19 protein-coding genes are annotated in these 19,604 nt (G+C 58.6%); 3 read left to right on the top strand and 16 right to left on the bottom strand.

The genetic code is table 11. The annotated features are described in order from the left end of the window. Positions 1 to 28: 28 nt before the first annotated feature. Genes DMO17_RS02390 through DMO17_RS02380 form a run of 3 tightly spaced genes read left to right on the top strand, consistent with a single transcriptional unit; the run spans position 29 to position 2,925 of the window. The gene (locus DMO17_RS02390; RefSeq protein ID WP_110680704.1) at positions 29 to 1,204 is read left to right on the top strand and encodes an NAD(P)/FAD-dependent oxidoreductase; all 1,176 of its coding nucleotides are present in this window, start codon (positions 29 to 31) and stop codon (positions 1,202 to 1,204) included. Continuing rightward, positions 1,201 to 1,998, top strand: coding sequence for an aldo/keto reductase (locus DMO17_RS02385; RefSeq protein WP_110680703.1), 798 nt, complete (start codon positions 1,201 to 1,203; stop codon positions 1,996 to 1,998). Before DMO17_RS02390 ends, DMO17_RS02385 begins: the two co-directional genes overlap by 4 nt. Positions 1,999 to 2,052: 54 nt before the next feature. Next, on the top strand, positions 2,053 to 2,925 hold the full coding sequence (locus DMO17_RS02380; RefSeq protein ID WP_110680702.1) for a metal ABC transporter ATPase: 873 nt from the start codon (positions 2,053 to 2,055) through the stop codon (positions 2,923 to 2,925). Positions 2,926 to 2,945: 20 nt separating this feature from the next. Here DMO17_RS02380 and DMO17_RS02375 read toward each other — a convergent pair whose 3' ends face one another. The 16 genes from DMO17_RS02375 to DMO17_RS02300 are packed head-to-tail and all read right to left on the bottom strand — an operon-like array spanning position 2,946 to position 19,599. Then, positions 2,946 to 4,925 (bottom strand): polysaccharide biosynthesis protein, encoded by a 1,980-nt coding sequence (locus DMO17_RS02375; protein ID WP_110680701.1) that lies wholly within the window; start codon positions 4,923 to 4,925, stop codon positions 2,946 to 2,948. 32 nt (positions 4,926 to 4,957) lie between these two features. Then, the gene (locus DMO17_RS02370) at positions 4,958 to 6,133 is read right to left on the bottom strand and encodes a DegT/DnrJ/EryC1/StrS family aminotransferase (RefSeq protein ID WP_110680700.1); all 1,176 of its coding nucleotides are present in this window, start codon (positions 6,131 to 6,133) and stop codon (positions 4,958 to 4,960) included. Positions 6,134 to 6,185: 52 nt separating this feature from the next. After that, a complete protein-coding gene (locus DMO17_RS02365; RefSeq protein ID WP_110680699.1) occupies positions 6,186 to 6,803 on the bottom strand; it encodes an acetyltransferase in 618 nt (205 codons plus the stop codon). Then, entirely contained in the window at positions 6,800 to 7,396 is a 597-nt protein-coding gene (locus tag DMO17_RS02360) for a sugar transferase (protein WP_110680777.1), read from the bottom strand. Before DMO17_RS02360 ends, DMO17_RS02365 begins: the two co-directional genes overlap by 4 nt. Next, positions 7,396 to 8,544, bottom strand: a complete 1,149-nt coding sequence (locus DMO17_RS02355) for a glycosyltransferase (protein ID WP_110680698.1) — start codon at positions 8,542 to 8,544, stop codon at positions 7,396 to 7,398. Before DMO17_RS02355 ends, DMO17_RS02360 begins: the two co-directional genes overlap by 1 nt. Continuing rightward, entirely contained in the window at positions 8,541 to 10,049 is a 1,509-nt protein-coding gene (locus DMO17_RS02350; RefSeq protein ID WP_110680697.1) for a glycosyltransferase family protein, read from the bottom strand. Before DMO17_RS02350 ends, DMO17_RS02355 begins: the two co-directional genes overlap by 4 nt. Beyond that, positions 10,043 to 11,509, bottom strand: a complete 1,467-nt coding sequence (locus DMO17_RS02345; protein ID WP_258371115.1) for a lipopolysaccharide biosynthesis protein — start codon at positions 11,507 to 11,509, stop codon at positions 10,043 to 10,045. Before DMO17_RS02345 ends, DMO17_RS02350 begins: the two co-directional genes overlap by 7 nt. A gap of 57 nt (positions 11,510 to 11,566) precedes the next feature. Beyond that, entirely contained in the window at positions 11,567 to 12,316 is a 750-nt protein-coding gene (locus DMO17_RS02340) for a methionyl-tRNA formyltransferase (RefSeq protein WP_258371114.1), read from the bottom strand. A 47-nt stretch (positions 12,317 to 12,363) separates the two neighbouring features. Beyond that, on the bottom strand, positions 12,364 to 13,332 hold the full coding sequence (locus tag DMO17_RS02335) for a GNAT family N-acetyltransferase (protein WP_110680694.1): 969 nt from the start codon (positions 13,330 to 13,332) through the stop codon (positions 12,364 to 12,366). Between the two features lie 26 nt (positions 13,333 to 13,358). Then, a complete protein-coding gene (locus DMO17_RS02330) occupies positions 13,359 to 14,102 on the bottom strand; it encodes a polysaccharide deacetylase WbmS family protein (protein ID WP_110680693.1) in 744 nt (247 codons plus the stop codon). After that, entirely contained in the window at positions 14,099 to 15,004 is a 906-nt protein-coding gene (locus tag DMO17_RS02325; RefSeq protein ID WP_110680692.1) for a methionyl-tRNA formyltransferase, read from the bottom strand. Before DMO17_RS02325 ends, DMO17_RS02330 begins: the two co-directional genes overlap by 4 nt. Next, positions 15,001 to 16,098, bottom strand: a complete 1,098-nt coding sequence (locus tag DMO17_RS02320) for a DegT/DnrJ/EryC1/StrS family aminotransferase (protein ID WP_110680691.1) — start codon at positions 16,096 to 16,098, stop codon at positions 15,001 to 15,003. The genes DMO17_RS02325 and DMO17_RS02320 overlap by 4 nt, the downstream gene beginning before the upstream one ends. Then, positions 16,095 to 17,072: an NAD-dependent epimerase/dehydratase family protein gene (locus DMO17_RS02315; RefSeq protein WP_110680690.1), complete on the bottom strand. Its 978-nt coding sequence runs from the start codon at positions 17,070 to 17,072 to the stop codon at positions 16,095 to 16,097. The genes DMO17_RS02320 and DMO17_RS02315 overlap by 4 nt, the downstream gene beginning before the upstream one ends. Continuing rightward, positions 17,069 to 18,025, bottom strand: a complete 957-nt coding sequence (locus tag DMO17_RS02310) for a Gfo/Idh/MocA family oxidoreductase (RefSeq protein WP_110680689.1) — start codon at positions 18,023 to 18,025, stop codon at positions 17,069 to 17,071. The genes DMO17_RS02315 and DMO17_RS02310 overlap by 4 nt, the downstream gene beginning before the upstream one ends. Positions 18,026 to 18,029: 4 nt before the next feature. After that, the gene (locus DMO17_RS02305) at positions 18,030 to 18,536 is read right to left on the bottom strand and encodes an acyltransferase (protein WP_110680688.1); all 507 of its coding nucleotides are present in this window, start codon (positions 18,534 to 18,536) and stop codon (positions 18,030 to 18,032) included. Continuing rightward, the gene (locus DMO17_RS02300; RefSeq protein WP_220034060.1) at positions 18,526 to 19,599 is read right to left on the bottom strand and encodes a DegT/DnrJ/EryC1/StrS family aminotransferase; all 1,074 of its coding nucleotides are present in this window, start codon (positions 19,597 to 19,599) and stop codon (positions 18,526 to 18,528) included. Before DMO17_RS02300 ends, DMO17_RS02305 begins: the two co-directional genes overlap by 11 nt. Between the last annotated feature and the right edge of the window lie 5 nt (positions 19,600 to 19,604).

The raw sequence follows: 19,604 nt of genomic DNA, 5'->3' as shown, positions 1-19,604 counted from the left end.
GCGCGCCTGATTCATAGCGAGCTCCAGCATGTCCCAGTCTCTCAGCACCGATATCCTGATCGTCGGCGGCGGTGTCGCCGGCCTCTGGCTCAACGCCCGCCTGCGCCGGCTCGGCTATTCCACCCTGCTGGTGGAACGCGCCAGCCTCGGCGGCGGGCAGAGCCTGAAGTCCCAGGGCATCATCCATGGCGGCGCCAAGTACGCCCTGCACGGTGCGCTGACCGGCGCCTCCGAGGCCATCGCCGACATGCCGCGGCGCTGGCGCGAGGCGCTGGCCGGCCAGGGCGAGCTTGACCTGTCCGGCGTGCGCCTGCTGTCCGAGGCCCACTACCTGTGGTCGCCCGGCAGCCTGGCCGGCAACCTGACCAGCTTCTTCGCCAGCAAGGCGGTGCGCGGGCGGGTCGACCAGGTCAAGGGCGAGCAGCTGCCCCCGGCCCTGCAGCACCCGAAATTCAAGGGCAAGGTCTATCGCCTGGCCGAACTGGTGCTCGACGTACCCAGTCTGATCGCGCGCCTGGCCACGCTCGCCGGCGACAGCCTGCTGGCCGGCCGCGAGATCGCACCGCTGCGCGCGGGCGACGAGCTGCTCGGCCTGTGCGTCGACGGCCGCGAGATCCGCGCCAGCCGCGTGGTACTGAGTGCCGGCCAGGGCAACTCCGAGCTGCTCGCCAGCTTCGGCCTGGAGCAGCCCCGGCAGCAGCTGCGCCCGCTGCACATGGTGCTGGTCAAGGGCCGCGGACTGAAGCCGCTGTATGCCCACTGCCTGGGCGGCGGGCCCAAGCCGCGCATCACCGTGACCAGCCACCCGGCCGCCGACGGCCAGTGGGTCTGGTACCTCGGCGGCGACATCGCCGAGGCCGACGGCGTGACCCGCGGCGAGGCAGCACAGATCGCCGCGGCGCAGCAGGAGGTGCGCCAGCTGCTGCCCTGGATCGACCTCGCCGATGCGCGCTGGGCCACCCTGCGCGTGGACCGCGCCGAGCCGGCGCAGTCCGGCCTGGTGCGCCCGGACAACGCCTTCCTGGCCGACCAGGGCCGCCTGCTGGTCGGCTGGCCGACCAAGCTAGCCCTGTCGCCGGACTTCGCCGACCGGGTCATCGCCGCGCTTGAGCGCGACGGCATCGTCCCCGGCAGCCACGCAGCGCTGCCCGAACTGCCCCGCCCGCCGCAGGCCCAACCGGTGTGGGAGGAGCTGCTGCCATGAGCCTGCACGACCTGCACCGGCCGCTGGGCGACAGCGGCCTGATCGTCTCGCCGCTGGGCCTGGGCACCGTCAAGCTGGGCCGCGACCAGGGGGTGAAGTACCCCAGCGGCTTCAGCATCCCCGATGACGCCGCCGCCCGCGCCCTGCTCCACCAGGCCCGCGAACTGGGCATCAACCTGATCGACACGGCGCCGGCCTATGGTGTCAGCGAGCAGCGCCTCGGCCCGCTGCTACGCGGCCAGCGCGAGGACTGGGTGATCGTCAGCAAGGTCGGCGAGGAGTTCGAGGACGGCCAGTCGCGCTTCGACTTTTCACCACAGCACACGCGCCTGTCGGTCGAGCGCAGCCTCCAGCGCCTGGAGACAGACCGCATCGAACTGGTGCTGGTGCACTCGGACGGCAACGACGTGGCCATCCTGCGTGACAGCGGCGTGTACGAGACCCTCGCCGAACTCAAGCGCGAGGGCAAGATCCGTGCCTTCGGCCTGTCCGGCAAGACGGTCGAGGGTGGCCTGCTGGCCCTGGAGCGCGGCGACTGCGCCATGGTCACCTACAACCTGGCCGAACAGGGCGAAAGACCGGTGCTCGACCATGCCGCCGCCCATCACAAGGGCATCCTGGTGAAGAAAGCGCTGGCCAGCGGCCATGCGGTGCTGACCGGGCAGGACCCGCTGCGCGCCAGCTTCGAGCTGGTGTTCGGCCATCCCGGCGTGACCGCCGCCATCGTCGGCACCATCAACCCGCAACATCTGGCGGCAAACGCTGCCACCGCCGCCGCGGTGATCCGCGGCTAAACTGCAAGGCTCGCGCGGCGCACCGGCGCCGCACCGCCCCCGCGAGGAGCCGAGATGTCGAGACTGCTGGCCCGCAAGGCCCCGGGAACCTTCAAGACCCTGCCGCTGTATGTCGAAGCCACGGCGGAAGGCCTGAACTACCGTGCCCTCGGCCTGCCCCTGAACTTCGCACAGATGCTGGAACGCCGCCGCCCGGTGCAGGCCGCCGACTGCCAGCGCTTCGCCCTGGAGCTGGCCAACCTCGGTGTCTCGGTGCGCCTGACCCTGGCCTGGCAGGGTCGCGACTACTGGGTGTTGGTACGCCAGCGCCGGCCCGATCGCGGCGATACCGTGCTCAAGCTGATCTCCGGCTATGTGCCGGCCCACGAGCTCAATCTGCCGCTGCTCACCGCCATCGCCGAGGTGGCCGAGGAATGCCTGATCGAATGCGCCGGCGGCTGGCTGGGCGGGCGCTACGCCGATACCTGGCTGCCGACGCCCTACCCGCTGCGCTACCGCGAGGACTGTCACTTCCGCCTCGGCCCGCTGTCCGGTGCGGCCCGGCCGGTACAATGCGGCAATCTGATGCTGATGGAGCGGCCGCGCGCCTATGTGCACCTGCCGACCGCCTCGCTGCAGTTGGTCTATGACCTACGCCTGGAACTGCCCAGGGAATGCCGCGCGCCCAGCCTGTTCCATGTCGACGAGCGCCTGGAAGACGGCGAACTGGTGGCACGCCTGGAGCGCCGTCGTCCGGACCTCTACCTGCTGCCGCTGCATGACGGCCGGCCCGGTAGCGAACTGTTCAGCCTTCGCCGTGGCGAACTCCTTCCCGCCAGCACCCGCGGGCTGTGGCTCTCCGAAGGCTTCGCCGAGCAGGATGGCTGGCTGGTGCGCGACGAGCGCATCCGCTGGAAGGACTGGCAGGGGAACCTGCCGGATAGTTGAAGGACTGAGCTAGTCCGGGCTCAACCCAAACGCCTGCAATGCTGCCAATCTACGATCCCGCTCTCCGGCACATAGCCCTTGACACCGGCGCGCAGCAGGCTGCGAATTCGCTCGCAATCACCAGTACCACACGCCGCTTCCAGTTGTTCCAGGAGCGTTTGAAGCTCTGGCCAAGCAAGCATTTCCTCATAGGCACGCATGATCTTGGGATGCTCGGTACCACTGACCTTGTCGCCGATCAGTAACTCCTCGTAGAGCTTCTCGCCGGGGCGAAGGCCACTGAACTCGATGGCGATGTCACCGTCCGGGTTGCTCTCATCACGCACGGAAAGTCCAGTGAGCTGGATCATCCGCCGAGCCAGATCAACGATCTTCACTGACTCGCCCATATCGAGCACAAAAACATCGCCCCCTTCACCCAGGCTACCGGCCTGAATCACCAACTGCGCTGCTTCGGGAATGGTCATGAAGTAACGCGTGATATTCGGATGAGTCACCGTCACGGGGCCACCTCGTGCAATCTGTTGGCGGAACAACGGAATCACGGAGCCCGACGACCCCAAGACATTGCCGAAGCGCACCATGGTGAAGCGCGTACGCATCGGCACTGTATCCCCATCAAGACGACCGAGTTCGGCTTCCCGGGCGAATGCCTGCAGCACCATCTCCGCCAAGCGCTTGGTAGCCCCCATGACATTGGTGGGGCGAACCGCTTTGTCGGTGCTGATAAGCACGAAATTGGCAACCGCCGTCTCGATGGCAGCCCGAGCCGCATTCAAGGTACCCATGACATTGTTATGCACACCTTCAATCACATTGTGCTCAACCATGGGCACATGCTTGTAGGCCGCAGCGTGGTAAATAGTATCCACCCGCCACAGACGCATCACCTTGAGCAGATGAGCGAAGTCCTGAACTGAACCCAGGATGGGCACAAGCTCAACCGACAAAGCCTGGTGCTTTATCTGCTGCTCTAATTCAGCATGGATGGCATAGAGGTTGAACTCGCTGTGCTCGAACAACAGCAACGTCTGCGGATGCCCCAGCAGTATCTGCCGACACAGCTCCGAGCCGATCGAGCCGCCCGCCCCCGTCACCATCACGACCTGTCGTTCGATGCAACGATTCAGCAGGTCTACCCGAGGCTCAACTGCATCACGACCGAGCAGATCGGCGATATCGACCTCCTGCAAGTCTGCGACACTGACACGCCCTGCTGCGATATCCACGATTCCCGGAATAGAGCGAACATGCACTGGCAAGGGTTCCAGCTGTTCGAGAATCTCTCGACGGCGCCCCCTGGACACTGAGGTTAAAGCCAGCAGGATCTCACTCACACCCAATTCGCCAACCATCGCCTCGACATCCGCCGAGCCGTAAACTCGCAAACCGGCGATGACGCGCTTGTGCAGAGCCGGATCGTCATCGATAAAGGCAACCGGGAGCACGGAGTGCTGCTGGCGCAGCGCAGCCAACAACTGATTTCCAGCCGCTCCAGCGCCATAGATGGCCACTCTGGGTATATCTGTACGGGAACGCGGATGCTGGTCAGAAAAGAACCAGTCGCCCAGAAAAAACTGACGCAATACCAGCCGCAGCCCGCCCAGGAACACCAGGCACAACCACCAGTAGCTGAAGATCACCGAGCGCGGAATGAGAAACTCGTTGTTGAAGGCGAACAGCACCACAGCGAACAACAGCACCCCCAGGCTGACCGCCTTGAAAATGGTCAGCAGCGCCTCGTTGCCGATGTAGCGCAGCACCGCTCGATAAAGCCCCATCCGCACAAGAAAGGGCAAGGCCGTGAGCGGCGCAAAGAAAAACAACCAGAGAAAACCGCTTTCCCAGCGCGGCAGATCATCCCAGCCCAAGCGCAGCATGAAGGCCATGAGCAATGCCAGCCAGATCAACAACACATCCGCTACGACCTGCAGCAGACGTTTCTGCCCAAGCGACAGCAGGAGCAACTGCTTACGCACTTGCCCTACAAAACCTCTCATAGAAGACTCCGACTCATTGCATAAGCGACACTTCAAACGGTCGCCTCACTCATAACCTGCCTCAACACACGAGCCGTCTTATCCAACTCAGCCCTGCAAAGAGTAGGGTGTACCATAAACATCAAGCTGGTCTCCCCGAGCTCCCGAGCTATTGGCAAGCGCTTGGCCGGGCGCCATCCAGTATTATCAAAAGCGCGCTCCAGATAGACCTCTGAACAGGAGCCAGAAAAACAAGGGACACCCTGCGCATTAATGGCATCCAAAATACGGTCCCGGGACCACTCAGGGCGCAGTTTTTCAGGCCTTACGAATACATAACACTTATATGCGGCATGCTCGATGTCATTAGGGATGCAGGGAACACGTAAACCCGATATCTGGCTTGCTTCCATCCATATCTGCTTAGCGTTACCCAAACGAGCTGAATGCCATTGCTGCATCTTGCGAAGCTGAATGCGACCGATAACAGCCTGCACCTCAATCATTCGCCAGTTCGTACCAAAGCTTTCATGCAACCAGCGAAAACCAGGGGGATGCTCTTTTTCATAAACAGCCCGCCAGCTTTTACCGTGATCCTTAAATGACCACATACGAGACCAAAGTTCGGGGCAGTTGGTGGTAACCATGCCACCCTCTCCGCCAGTAGTCATGATTTTGTCCTGGCAGAACGACCACGCACCGACATGGCCGATCGAGCCCACCGCACGCCCCTTGTAGGAGGCGCCGTGAGCCTGGGCACAGTCTTCGATGACCTTGAGATCGTGCTCCTTGGCGAGCGCCATGATCGGGTCCATGTCACACGGCCAACCGGCCAGATGCACGCAGATTACCGCCCTGGTGCGCGGCGTCAGTACCGCACGGATAGTATCTGCCGTGATGTTCTGTGAGTCGCGGTCAATCTCCGCGAAGACCGGAACGGCGCCCGCGTTGACAATGCACGAGACCGAGGCCAGGAAAGTGCGTGGAGTCACTACGACCTCGTCCCCAGGCCCCACCCCCAGCGCCTTAAGGGCCAGGTCGAGGGCAACCGTGCCGTTGGCCAGCGCAATGGCATGACGGGCCCCAGCCCAGGCGGCGAACTCACGCTCGAAGTGCCTGCACTCCTCGCCAGTCCAGTAGTTCACCCGATTGGAAAGAATGACGTCGCGCACGGCATCAGCTTCTTCAACAGAGAAGGAAGGCCAAGGCGAAAAAGGCGTATTCAACACAAGCAGATCTCTATCACGTTGAGCGTGGCAGCCAGCGCCGACACGAATTTGACTAACGAACGATCCGGGCAGGAACACCCACGACCGTGACATTATCCGGCACTTCGCCGACCACTGCAGCACCGGCTCCGACAACCACATCAGCACCAATGCGAACCAGCTGGCGCACGCTGGCACCGATGCCGACCCAAGTCGCCTCGCCTACCTGCACTCCGCCGGCAAGACAGGCACCCGGGCTGACATGCACACCGGCGCCGAGCACCGCATCATGCTCCACACCGCAAAGAGTGTTGAGGATACAGCCCTCGCCGACTCGCGCGAACGCATTGACCACCGCGCCAGCAAAAATCACACAGCCAGGTTCGACGATAGCGTGCCGGCTGACACAGGCCTGGGGGTGTACGAGCGTCTGTATGGAAAAGCCCTTCTCCCGCAACAGCCTCAGCTTGGCCAGACGAGTACGATTGTGACCGATGGCCACAATCACCGCGGCAAAGCGGTCCATCTGCTGCAGCAGCTCGTCGGTACGACCCGCGATCGCCCAGGCACCGTTGCGCTGCACATCCGGAAACGCATCGTCGAAGAATGCCACTTCCCAACCACACAGCTCGGCGACATCCGCGACAACCTTGCCGTGACCACTAGCACCTAAAATCGCCAGCCGCTTCACTTTTCCTCCCCCGTGAAGCGAGAGGTAGTCGCCTGCCCATCGGCACTGATGCCTTCGCGCACGAACACCTTCTTCACGGTCAGCAGAAGAATGCGGATATCCAGCAGCAACGAGCGGTTGTCCACGTACCAGACATCCAGCGCAAATTTTTCCGGCCAGCTCAAAGCGTTGCGACCATTCACCTGTGCCCAGCCGGTAATGCCCGGGCGCACCTCATGCCGCCGAGCCTGCTCGGCGCTGTACAAGGGCAGATACTCCATCAGCAACGGGCGCGGCCCGACCAGACTCATGTCACCCTTCAATACGTTCCACAGCTCGGGGAGTTCATCCAGGCTGGTCGCGCGTAGCAATCGACCAAACCGGGTGAGGCGAACATCGTCTGGTAGTGGATTGCCATCGGTGTCCAGCGCATCGAGCATGGTGCGAAACTTGATCATTATGAACGGTCGCCCGTGCAAGCCGGGACGCTGCTGGCGAAACAGAGCAGGCGAGCCAAGGCTCACACGCACCAGCACATACAGAAGCAGCAACACCGGCCACAGCAGCAACAGCGCCAATGCGCTGCAAAAAATGTCGAACGCGCGCTTCAACATCATGCCTTTTTCCCCTGGGCGAATACCCGCACATAGAAAGCACCCAGACCTTCTACAATCCGCTCACGCGAGAAGCGCTGTAAGGCGCGAGCGCGCGCAGCCTCTGCCATTGCCGCACGCAATGCGCCATCATCGAGCAAACGTTGCAACGCGCCCACCAACTCCGGCACTTTCGCCTGTGGCACCAGCAACCCGGTCACACCATCCTCTACCGCATCGGTAAGCCCGTAGATCCGGGTGGCCACGGAAGGCACGCCCGCCGCCGCCGCTTCCAGCACCGAACTACCGAAGCCTTCGCGATAGCTCGGCAGGCAGAAAATATCCGCCGCCGCCATGTAGGCCTCGGGCTCCCTGGTGAACCCCTGGAAATGCAGACGCTCGCCCAGCCGCCCGGCGACCGAAAGGATGTGCTCAACCATCCCGCCCTCATCCGGCCCTACAACCAGCCAGTGCAAGGAAGGAAAGCGCTCATCCAACGCCAGCATGGCTTCGGCCATCTCGCGCAGGCCCTTGTCGGTATTCAGACGACCGAGGAAAAGCACCAGCGGCGCGTCTAGGGGAATGCCATGTTCGGCACGCACACGCTCACGCGCCTGTTGATCGGGACGAAAACGTTCACCATCCACGCCACAGATCGAACCATCTCCGATGACCTCTAGCGCACCGGCACGACAAACCCCCTCCGCAAGCAGAAAATCCCGCTGTGACGGGCTATCCGCCAGAAGATGCGACGCCGTAGCGGCAATCAGCCGATCCGCACTCTTCAACACAAACCGTGCTGCCCCCATGCGCGTGACCCATACCTGCCCAGTAAACCAATGCACCCGCACAGGCACACCGGCCATACACGCAGCCAGCATTCCAAGGAGGCCGGCCTTAGGCGTCACCGAATGCACCGCATCGAAGCGATGACGGCGAAAGAGCCGAACCAGCTGGAAGAGCGTCTTCAGATCTACAATCGGTGAAATATCCCGCGCCAAAGGGACGCTGAGGTAGGTCACCCGCTCATCCTGCGGAACCGGCTCCGCACCATAGTTCGATATAACGAAGACGTCATAGTCATTGGCCAGACGTTCGATATGCAGACGCAGGAAGGCCGAAACGGCCATGGGCACGGTGGTGATGAAGCAGAGCCGCTTACGCGTCATATCTTGCCCTCCCTCGCTGCATGAAATTTGTATAGGTGGTAGTCACCAAAGCTCTCTACCTCAGCAGAGGGCAAATCTTTGCAAAAGCGCTCTGGCAAATATCCTTCATATGTCAACAAATAGCGCACATGATACTTTTCAAATATTTCCCGAATAGGAACACGCAAAACTGGAAACACCGGCTCTAACAAATGGTATCCATAACCATGACCGCCGAATAAAACCGGCTTGCCTGTCCGATAAGCAACCAAATCATGCCAATGCTGTGGAAAACACATTACAGGACCGTTTTCAAGAGCAGCCAAACGGCTAACGGCCTCATCCAGTTTAGAGTCAACCTTCATTGTCCGACTTGTGCGCAAGGCTCTGAAAAAAGCAATGAGAGCCGACATACACATCAATAAGCCAACCCCAAGTGCCAACCACCAGTACCAAGCCTGCCCCAACGACAAAAAACCGATACCCAAAGCCAGCGCAGCTGGAAAACTTCCATTATAGCCATACAAGTAACCTTGGCCGAGCGAACGAAACATCGGAACCAAGGTAGTAAGAAGCGCAAACAAGAATATCAAGGCAAGCCAGGCGTATATCCACACCTCATACGCAGCAAAGTCGTGCCCCTTGAAAAGAGAAAAGAGCCCCACCCCCAATGCAATTGGCATCCAGGGATTAAACCCGACCACAAACTGCAGTCGCCGAATCCAAGCTTTGAGCCCGGACCGATAGAATTTGCTGGGGGTTTCATATCCCGCCTCACCATAAATCGGAGATTCCAGCAACGGATGAACGCCATTTCCACGCCAATTTCGAGCCCAGAACTTAACGGTATCCCAATGAGCCCTCATCGTCAGGCGATAAAACCCCCTACTTAACAGAAGCGCAGCCAAGACACTACCCGGCACCAACAAGGAAAGGCGGAAATCACCAGCTAGACCCGCTCCAAACAAAGATATGAACCAAAATAACTGCATGGCCATCTTATGCGTAATCATAACCATGCCAGCAAGGAAGAATACGCCCAGCCAAAACCAAGGCGAGGCTTCATATAGAAAAACGGCACCCACCAACAACCACATCGCATCGAGAAATAGCGCACCCATGCCCCGCGGATTCAACTGCATATTATAAGTAACAAGAAGAGGCGTAACCGCATAGACCATTCCAGCAATTGCAGCCACTACCAGATCCGCAGTCAACCACCAGGCAGCCCAAACCAAAAGAACCATTCGCAGCATGTCTATAAAAACCGCGAACTGAACACTGAAACGATCAAACATCGAAGCAGGCAACTTCGACATCAACCATGGAAAGAAGGGGGGGTACCAGTGCCCCTCATCCAAGAGAAATTGTGGCATCTTGACGGGTAATGAGCCATCGCGACGCAAGGTCTCGATATAAGCCCTCCAATACCATTGGTCCACACCAGAACCATGGGAGGAAAGCAATACCGGTGCGAGACGTAGAATCAGCGCACATAGAAAAACCAAAAACAGCACCATCACCATGGCATTCCTTCTCTACATAAGAGCCGCACCAAAACTGGAGCAGTACGAGACAGAGAAGCCGGCACCATTGCCGACACTTCCTCTGGAGAAAAAAAGTTAGCACGCCTAACTAGAGCAAGCATGCATAGTATGATTAGTGCCGAGGCCAGAGACCGAGCCCAAAAACCATCCACAACAACCAATGACACCCCTCCAAGGTGAGCCAGCAGCAGAGCCATAGCACCTCCAGCGAAAGGCAATTTAAGATAGCGATGTTGATCAATCAAAAAAAGCCACTGCACAAGAATGAAACCAGCCAATGCCGCAATCGCGGCACCTAAAACCCCAAAAATTGGCAGTAGAATTAAAGTCAGCAGTATATTGACCAGCAACTTTAGCCCAAACAGACCAACATTGGCGGTTAACAGCCGCCCCTGCACGAAGTGCCCCAAACCATATAGATGCGTAGCTGCAGCACCCGGCACCGCCGCCAACAGGATTTGAAGTATCACCCGACTGTCTTCAAAAGAGCTGCCCACTAACCATGAAAAGAGAGCAGGCAAAAAAGCGATAACCCCAATAGTTGCAAGCACCCAAAGACTCATTATCTGCGGCGCAACGCGACCAATTAGTTGCCGCTCACTTTCTACACCAACCTTCTCTACTCGAGAAACCAACTGGGGCATCAAAACAGCAACCACAGCAGTGGGCAGGCCGACCATGATCAACATGTACTGATAGGCAGGGTGATAAACACCTACGGCCTTAGTATCAATAAAGCGGCTTATCAGAACATAATCACACCACTCCGAAAGATACCCAACCAAATATCCCGGCAGGAGCGGAAGAGAAAAAGTAAGCGCCAAGCGAACTTGCTTACCCTCTGGAAACCCCCAACCTAAAGAGCTCCCTTTTAACTCTCGCGCAAGCATAAAAATCCAAGCTGCAGCTCCCGATAAACTGACGGCAGTGAGAATCTGCAGCGAGGTCAGACGCTGGCCCAGAATGGCCATTAAAGCTAGAGCACCTAGAAGCCCTATTAGGAGCAGGTCAGCGGCGAGAGGAGACCATGCTAGCCGTAAATAGCGCTCTCGCACTTGCTGGAGCCCCTGAGTCTCGCCCATGAGCCATAGGGAGATGAAAATGGGAATGATCAACCACAAGCCATCCTCTGGCACGCCCAACCGGACCGACAACCATTCCAAAGGTGCCAGCAAGAAACAAGCAAGAACTAGCACGCCACCGAACAATAATAAGGGCCAGCGCGTTGCCCACGTTCTCCGTAGTTGCCCAGAAGCCTCCCACTCCAGTCGCCCAAAGCGTTGGGTAATCGACTGAGTCCAAAGCACGAATACCTGATTCAGGAACATGCCTGCGGCAAGAAGCATGGCCCAGGACCCCAGGCTCTCCGGGCCCATTACACGAGCCATTAACGCCGATACGAGCAGCCACAGCGGGGCTCGCACGGCACGTGCCAACATAAGCGCAGCTGTAGCTGACAGACGAAACGGGCTGTCAACTATGCTCATGAAAACGGCTCAAAGTGCGGCTACCACAAGCGAATCTCCAGCCTGTAGTCCAGCTAGTAATCCAGCCTCCACGGGAACGAGACGAACCACTCCCTGAGCACAGGCAACAAACAGCCCTTGCTCATCAACTTTCAGGATGCAACCTGGCGCACCAGTACTTGCAGCATCATCGACCACTTCAGAAGAGCAGAAGTGCAGTATTTCTCCGGTTGCTGTATGGCACATAGCTCCCTGCGTATACGGCGGTGCCACAGCCCGAACAAAGTCTCTGACTTTCTCCGCGCGATCAAAAGAAACCAAAAAATTGTCTTGAGCATGGCGCCTGCGAAACAGACTTGAGCAAGTCTCGTCTTGTGGTTGCGCCACCAAACGTCCGCTCGCCCACTCAATCAGCACTGACGGCAACCACTCACGAAGTAAGACTGCGCCTCGACTGAAGGCGTCATTAACATCCTCATCGAAACCCAAACTAAAAGCGACCTGAGCCAAAACAGCTCCAGCATCAACCTCAGCCACTACCTCATGCAGAGAGAATCCCAACTGGGTCTCACCGTTAAGAATGGCCCATGTAAAGGCATGCCTTCCTCGATACCTAGGAAGCAGCGAATTATGCACATTGAGAACAACCCGCTGCCGACTAATAAAGTCTTCGCGCAAGATATAAGGCCAGTTTATGAGCAACACACTAGCATCGCTGACTTGCTCAAGCTCTTCGCGAGAGCGCAATACGCTAGATATTAATCCTGTCCTCTCAACCACCTTGAGCAAGTCAGAGCCCGCCTCCAAAGTCGTTAGCAGCGTTATCACTACTCAAGCCTCAGCAAATATGTCTCACGGAATTGACCTACTGCCCCCAATGTTTCTTTGAAGCGAAAAATGGAGTCATAGGCCTTCATTTGTACCGATGAAGTTCCTAAATCCATCCACATAAACCCCAACTCTTGCGCATGCCGAAAGCCATCAAGTAGCAATGCCGATTGCGCCTGGGTCGCCTGATATTCTGGATCTTGGCAAAGATAAAATGTTCCAACCACACGCCGATTCTGCACAAAATAGCAAACACTGGCCACAGGTTTTCCGGCAAGATACGCGCAAGAAAAGAGAATACTTTCTGGCAACTCCCTCGCAAGCCACTGCAACTCTTCAAAGCTATGCGTCGGGCTTCTGCCATGCTTGGCAAAGGTCACATCCAGAACTTCCCAAAAATCCTCGATAGGCGGATTCCTACGAATCGTGACACCGGACTTGGCTGCTTTGCGCGCCCGCCGCTCCCACTCGGCTCGGTGAGATGCCACCTGAGCAAACTCCGGGAGATTAGGATCAAGAGGGATAACGCTAGATATATCTCGATTTACACAGGAAAACCCCGCCTCCATGAGTGCAAAGCGGAATGTTTCAGTATAAACACGACTACAGGCACGCAGCGGCAGAGTCACACGGAACTCTCTGGCACCAGCGCTTACAACATATGCGAGCGCCGCACCAATCACATCTCTACAAGCAGACAAGCCAAGCGCCTCTCGAAGCGCAGGACCACCATAGCTCGCACCGTAAGGCGACAGCGCGCAAAGCTCGCCGTCACGCTCCACGAATGCTAGCGGCCAAACTCCAATTCGCTTGTTTTTTCGCTGAATAGAAAGAAAATGCTCGCAACCAGAAAACCGGTCTCCATGATAACGCAGGAAACGTAATTGATGAAAAATCGTTCCTTCGTTGGAGCTCTCAACAAATTCATCCCAGCCAATAGCAGTAGGATCATCTTCGAGCACCATCATGCAATCATCAACAGATGCAACAGTATTCAATGGGAAGATTCCAGAAGTTCAAGAAGCCACTGACGCGCACCAGAACCAGAAAATCGCTCTTGAATTAGCTCGCCCGGCTGACAATGTAGAGAACGCGTGCGCTCGTAGCGTTGCAGGTTTTCGGTGTTTAGATAGACATGAATAGGATGAAAATCGAAAACCATCAGCCCATCCCGCCCCAGCAACTCACCAATATCGGGAAGACTCTGCCGTTGACCGTAAATGCACATGATGTCGTCCTCCCATGAATAGGGAACTCGCAACATGTCATTCCATAGCAACCATGGTTTGAGAGTGATGCCTGCGGTCATTGGGATAAAATGATTACAGTCGTGGGTCAGGCCCTTGCTGCGGAACAAACTCAGCAAGGTTGAGCTCTGCGTCATGTGATGGCTGCGTACAGCGGTTGCATCGGGCACTAGCGCCATTGTCCGCTCTAGCACCTCCTCCGCAGAGGAGCCCGCCTGAGTTTGCAGATTGAAGAGAAAGTTGAAATTTGGGTGTATACCCAATTCGAACTTAGGATTGGCGCGCAGCCTCGCGAGCAGCGGTGTCTCGTGGGTAACAAACCATGTTGCGGGAACGTCTGCCTGCTCAACCAGATCAATACAATCAGCCAGCACTTCATCGTGCGCCCAATCGATATCGAAGGTGAGAAATACTTTATCTTCCCACGAATCTGGATCATTCATATTGATACACGAAACCGTGGAAAACGTACGGCAGCGGGTGGCCGTCATATAAGCCTCGTCTTCAATGACCTGAGTACCTGTGGTGCCGAAACCTCTGCAGCACCATCCAGCGCCACACTGAGCAACCGCACCGCTCCTTCCCCGCAGGCCACTACGACCCAATCGGTGGAAACCTCAACCACACTACCGGGAGTCCCGTAAAAGCGCCTAGGTTCGAGCGCACAGCGCCAGACTCGAAGTGCACCGCCACCCTCTAGTCGCGTGTATGCACCCGGATAGGGGTGGGTTTGAGCGCGGATGAAATCATGCACTCGCTCAGCCGGGGCACGCCAGTCAATAAGACCATCTTCAGGGCGTCTGAGGCCGCAGTAAGAAGCCTCTTCGGCTGGCTGCGGATAGAGCTTCGCAATACCGCCTATAACCTGCGGTACATATCGTGCTGCAAGCTCAAGCATAAGCGCGTTTGCCTTATTCAAGGCATCGCCAATAGTCTCATCAGTGGCCAGCTCGACGCTCGCCTGCCCAACCAGCAGCCCTTCATCCATCCCCTCACTGAAGCGGAAAAAACTCACTCCGATTGCAGGCTCACCGTTAATGATCTGCCACACGAGAGGCGCATTACCGCGATATTTGGGAAGAGATGAATAATGAAAGCCGTAGAAATCACAAGGTCCATCCACCGGAATGATCTGGTACCAACCGTGCACGAACGCTAGACGTGCTTGGTAATGATCCAACCAGCGCAATGTTTCGGCTCGCGTTGCGACCACCTTAAGCGGAACCCCATGACGCTCAGCCAGCGAACGAAAGCCCGGCAACTCGGAACGCGCATCCTGAGAATCATCGGGGCAAATTATCGCAGCAAGGCTGCCGTGCAACATTTGGCAGATGGCCTCGCACAACAACAATCCCGCCGCCTTACTGCCCATGAACACTACAGCATCGGTCACTCGGCATTGCTCCGACGCAAGATCGCAGAGCAAACGCGTTCCACATCCACACCTTGGTAACACGGCAGAGTGATGGTCTCTTTCTGCAAACGCGCTGCGTTCGGTTGCACGTCTGAATACCGCTGACGGTAGTAGGTGGTGCCACTCAAACAGTAGGTTCCGATTGTGGTTTCGATACCGTCTTCACGCAAACCACGGATCAGCTCATCGCGGCTCATCCCCGTCGGCACCCGGAAAACTAGAGATTGCACATTGTGCACAACGTCGACATTGCGGACCTGTGGCACAAACCCCGCCCTCTCCAGAAGACTCACATAGGTTGCACGAATTTCATTCCGTTCAGCGACAATTGCATCCAACTTGCGCAACTGCACACGCCCCATCAGCGCCTGGGGTTCAGAAAGACGGTAGTTGTAGCCCTGCTCGATAAAGTCCAAGCCGTAGCCCAACATGCCACTGGCTCCATGATTGAGCTTCACGTCAAACCATGCAGACCAATCATCGTTATTGGTTGTAATCGCGCCGCCCTCGCCCGTCGTCAAGAGCTTGCGCGGGTGAAAGCTGAAGCAGGTCAGATCGGCAATATTGCCCACTTTGACGCCGAGTTCACTGCTGCCGATAGCACAAGCAGCATCCTCGATAAACGGCACACTGTGCTCTTTGCAGATTGCAGCGATTTCATGCATTCCGCTGGGATTACCAAACGCATCAACAGCGATAACAGCTTTGGTTTTTTCACTCATGCAAGCGCGCAATGCACTGGGGAGCATGTTGTAGGTGTCGAGCGATACATCAGCAAAAACCGGACGCGCCCCCAGATCCTCGACAACGTTTGCAGTTGCAGGGAAGGAGAAATCTGAGACGATCACCTCGTCTCCAGGCTCGATACCTATCAGCTTCAGGCAGACGCTCAGAGCAGTAGTGGCAGAAGTGGCCAGATGTGTGTGGCGCGCGCCGGTATAGGCGCAAATTTCTTTGCGAAACGCCTCTACGTGCTGGCCACGGGTGAAGATGCCACTGTCAAAGATTGCCCGCATATCGGCTTCGACTTCATCGAAGCCGATATAGGGCTTCATCAAACGGATCTGGCTCATGCGCGTTTTCCGATCAGATGGGTGTACCAGTCGAGGGTTTCGGCCAGGCCCTGCTCGAACGGGGTCAGGCGGTACTGAATCAGCCCCTTCACCCTCTCATTGCTGGCATTGTGCGACAGCACGTCGGAATGGCGCGCGGGCTTGCGCAGGATTTCGCCGGTGTAGCCGTAGTGGGCACATATGCGCGGAATCAGCTCGTTGATGGTGGTCTGGTTATCGGTGGAGATGTTCACCGTTTCGCCGGACGGCAGCACGTCGTGCAGTTTCACCACTGCGTCCACGGTGTCGTGGACGTAGATGAAGTCACGGCTCTGGGTCCCTTCACCGTGGATTTCCGGGGTGCCGCCGGTGAGCAGGCGCACGGCGGTGATCGGGATCACCCCGGCCAGCATACCCTTGTGGTTCTGCCGTGGGCCATAGTTGTTGAACGGGCGAACGATGTAGGCATCCACGCCGAACATGCGCACATAGCTTTCCACTGCCAGGTCGGCCGCGGCCTTGCCGGCGGCGTAGGTGGTGGTGGGGTTACGCGGATGGGCCTCGTCCATCGGTTCGTACACCGCCGAGCCATACACCTCCGAGGTGGAGAAGTGGCAGAGGGTCTTGAACAGCCCGCGGCGTTGCAGTTCGAGCAGGTTCAGCACCACCTTGACGTTGGTGTCGAAGGCGTTGGCGGGGTTGAGAAAGGAGTAGTTCAGCGCCTTGGTAGCGCAGTTGAACACCACGTCGATGGCGTGGTTGGCAAAGATATACTCCAGGCTGGTACTCAGCTCCGCGTCGTCGCGGTAGAAGGTGGCCTTGCCGCTGGCCAGGGCCTCGGCCAGGTTGTCTTCGGAACCGACGAATAGGTTGTCGATCACCACCACGTGCGCGGCGCCTTCGGCCAGCAGCCGATCAACCAAGTGACTGCCGATAAAACCGGCGCCACCGGTAACCAGAACGCCCTTGCCCGCGAAACCTTCTCGAATCGTCATGCCTGAACCGCCGCTTGAATTTGTGCACAGATCTTCATTGCATCGACGCCAGCGTCGACTCCCGGAACCCACCCTTTTCCCGACTGGCGGCAGCTGGCCATGAACGCCTGCAGTTCGGTGAGCAGCGCCTCTTGCGGCGGCACGGCAACAGTTTCCTGTATGGCGGAAACTGCATAAGGCAGGCTACCGCTGTCACGCGCCTCGGCCTGGCGGTTGATCAGGATTTCCTTACGCAGCAGGTCGCAGTCGACGAACATGTCGACGCAGGTGCCTTCGATCTGACGGATTTTCTTGTCCGTCACGCGGCTGGCCTGGATGCGCGAGAACTGGCCGTTCTCGTGAGTGATGAGGGCCGAAGCGAAGTCGATCATGCTGCCGTGGGCGAAGCCGTGGGCGGCTACCGACTGGGCCGGACCGTTGAGGTACAAGGCCAAGTCGATGTCGTGGATCATCAGGTCGGTGACAACGTCGACATCGGTGATTCGCGAGCTGACCTTGTTGGTGCGGGTGAAGTCCAGACTGATGACGCGCTCGGTACGGTCGAGCACGCTCTTCAGCGCCTGCACTGCCGGGTTGAAGCGCTCGATGAAGCCCACCTGCACGTTGAGCCCCTTCTCGCGGGCGAAAGCCGCGATCTCCTGCGCCTCTTCCAGGGTGGCGGCCAGCGGCTTCTCGACGAAGATGTTCTTCACATGGGCGGCGGCCTGGCGAATGTAGTCCGCGTGGGTAACGGTCGGCGTGCAGATCACCACCGCATCGACCTCAGCCAGCAGCGACGTGGGATCTACCACGCCGGGGATACCGTGCGCCTGGCCAGCCTTGGCGGCCACCTCGGCATTGGCATCGGCGACAAAGGCCAGCTCGAAGCCCTTGAGCATCGACAATACGCGCAGGTGGTTGCGCCCCATGTTGCCGAGGCCGATCAGGCCTACCTTGAGCACTTTCTCTTGCATGGCGTCAGACGTCTCCGGAAACGCGATTGCCTTCGCGGTCGATACGGGCCACCGCACGCGCGGGGTTGCCCATGACCAGGGTGTAGGGCGCAACGTCCTTGGTTACCACGCTGCCGGCGGCGACCATGGCGTACTCGCCGATGGTGATGCCGCAGACGATGGTGGCGTTGGCGCCGATACTGGCGCCATTGTCGATGCGCGTTGGAGTGATCTTCCAGTCGGCATTGAAGGCACGCGGCACCTTGTCGTTGGTGAAGCAGGCGTTGGGGCCGACGAACACGTCGTCGCCGATCTCCACACCGTTATAGACCGAGACGCTGTTCTGGATCTTGCAGCGGCTGCCGATCTTCACTGCGTGGTCGACGTAGACGTCCTTGGACAGGATGCAGCCTTCACCGATCACCGCGTTTTCGCGGATCTGCACGTTGATCCAGACCTTGGTACCGGCACCGATGCTGGCCTTGTCCGAAACATTGGCACTGGGATGGATGTAGATGTCGTTAGCGGACATTGCCACCTCCGAGAGCCGAACCTACCACTTCGACCACGCGCAGCAGCTCGGCTTCGTTCATGTAGGGGAACAGCGGCAGGTTCAGCACCGAGGCGCACAGCTGCTCGCCGGCCTGGCCGCCGAAGTGGCCCTTGTGGTAGGCCGCGGCACCCGGTTGGCTGGACATGACACTGGGATAGATGTTGCCAAAACCGATGCCCTCGGTCTTGAGGCGAGCCTCCAGGCTGGCCTTGATGGCCGCATCCGGCACCAGACAGACATTGCAGTAGCCGTTTTCCTCATAGCCGGCCGGCGCGTTCATAAGCCGGATGCCGGTGGCGGGCAGGTGCTTCTGGTAGAAGGCAACGGCTTCGCGTCGCGAGGCAATGCGGGCTTGAATGTAATCCAGCGACAGATTTAGGAAAGCCGCCTGCAGCGAGTCCAAGCGCGAGTTCCAGCCCACATCGCCGTAACCGTAGTGTGCGGTGCGGCCGTGGTTGCCCAAGCGGCGGACCTTGTCGGCCAGCTCGGCGTCGTCGGTGAATATCGCACCGCCGTCACCAGCACCACCGAGCACCTTGGCCGGATAGAAGGAGGTGGTGGAGATGTGTGCCCCTTTGTAGATGGGCTCACCCTGGTAGCGCACACCAAAGGCTTGGGCACCGTCCTCGACCAGCACCACGCCCAGTTCTCGACACAGCGCACGCAGCTCGAGCAGACGGGCGCTGCCCCAGCCGTACAGGTGGGCCACCAGCGCTGCCTTGGGCCGGGACTCGCGAATGGCCTGGGTAAAGGCATCGAAGCAGACGCCGCCATCGCTGAGGTCAGCGTCCACCGTTACCGGCTTGGCGCCCACGTTCACCACCGCCTCGAAGGTCGCCCAGAAGGTCACGTTCGGCACCAGCACCACGTCGCCCTCGCCCACGCCGACCGCACGCAGCGCTAGCTGCAAGGCGTCAGTACCGTTGGCGCAACTCACCGCATGTGCGACCTGCAGTTCGCCCTGCAAACGGCTTTCGAGCGTCGCAACCTCGGCACCACCAATGAATTGGGCGCCCAAGGTCATGGCATGGAATTTTTCCATCAGTG

Origin of the sequence: Aquipseudomonas alcaligenes (assembly GCF_003205495.1) — a bacterium.
Taxonomy (GTDB): Bacteria; Pseudomonadota; Gammaproteobacteria; order Pseudomonadales; family Pseudomonadaceae; genus Aquipseudomonas; species Aquipseudomonas alcaligenes_B.
This window is presented reverse-complemented; position numbering and strand designations above follow the sequence as displayed.

Coding starts and splice junctions, on each gene's coding strand:
- DMO17_RS02310 (WP_110680689.1), bottom strand. CDS start 18,025: ATGCAAGAGAAAGTGCTCAAGGTAGGCCTGATCGGCCTCGGCAACATG.
- DMO17_RS02350 (WP_110680697.1), bottom strand. CDS start 10,049: ATGGTGATGGTGCTGTTTTTGGTTTTTCTATGTGCGCTGATTCTACGT.
- DMO17_RS02335 (WP_110680694.1), bottom strand. CDS start 13,332: ATGATGGTGCTCGAAGATGATCCTACTGCTATTGGCTGGGATGAATTT.
- DMO17_RS02330 (WP_110680693.1), bottom strand. CDS start 14,102: ATGACGGCCACCCGCTGCCGTACGTTTTCCACGGTTTCGTGTATCAAT.
- DMO17_RS02390 (WP_110680704.1), top strand. CDS start 29: ATGTCCCAGTCTCTCAGCACCGATATCCTGATCGTCGGCGGCGGTGTC.
- DMO17_RS02305 (WP_110680688.1), bottom strand. CDS start 18,536: ATGTCCGCTAACGACATCTACATCCATCCCAGTGCCAATGTTTCGGAC.
- DMO17_RS02345 (WP_258371115.1), bottom strand. CDS start 11,509: ATGTTGGCACGTGCCGTGCGAGCCCCGCTGTGGCTGCTCGTATCGGCG.
- DMO17_RS02360 (WP_110680777.1), bottom strand. CDS start 7,396: ATGTTGAAGCGCGCGTTCGACATTTTTTGCAGCGCATTGGCGCTGTTG.
- DMO17_RS02300 (WP_220034060.1), bottom strand. CDS start 19,599: ATGGAAAAATTCCATGCCATGACCTTGGGCGCCCAATTCATTGGTGGT.
- DMO17_RS02320 (WP_110680691.1), bottom strand. CDS start 16,098: ATGAGCCAGATCCGTTTGATGAAGCCCTATATCGGCTTCGATGAAGTC.
- DMO17_RS02385 (WP_110680703.1), top strand. CDS start 1,201: ATGAGCCTGCACGACCTGCACCGGCCGCTGGGCGACAGCGGCCTGATC.
- DMO17_RS02375 (WP_110680701.1), bottom strand. CDS start 4,925: ATGAGAGGTTTTGTAGGGCAAGTGCGTAAGCAGTTGCTCCTGCTGTCG.
- DMO17_RS02315 (WP_110680690.1), bottom strand. CDS start 17,072: ATGACGATTCGAGAAGGTTTCGCGGGCAAGGGCGTTCTGGTTACCGGT.
- DMO17_RS02380 (WP_110680702.1), top strand. CDS start 2,053: ATGTCGAGACTGCTGGCCCGCAAGGCCCCGGGAACCTTCAAGACCCTG.
- DMO17_RS02355 (WP_110680698.1), bottom strand. CDS start 8,544: ATGACGCGTAAGCGGCTCTGCTTCATCACCACCGTGCCCATGGCCGTT.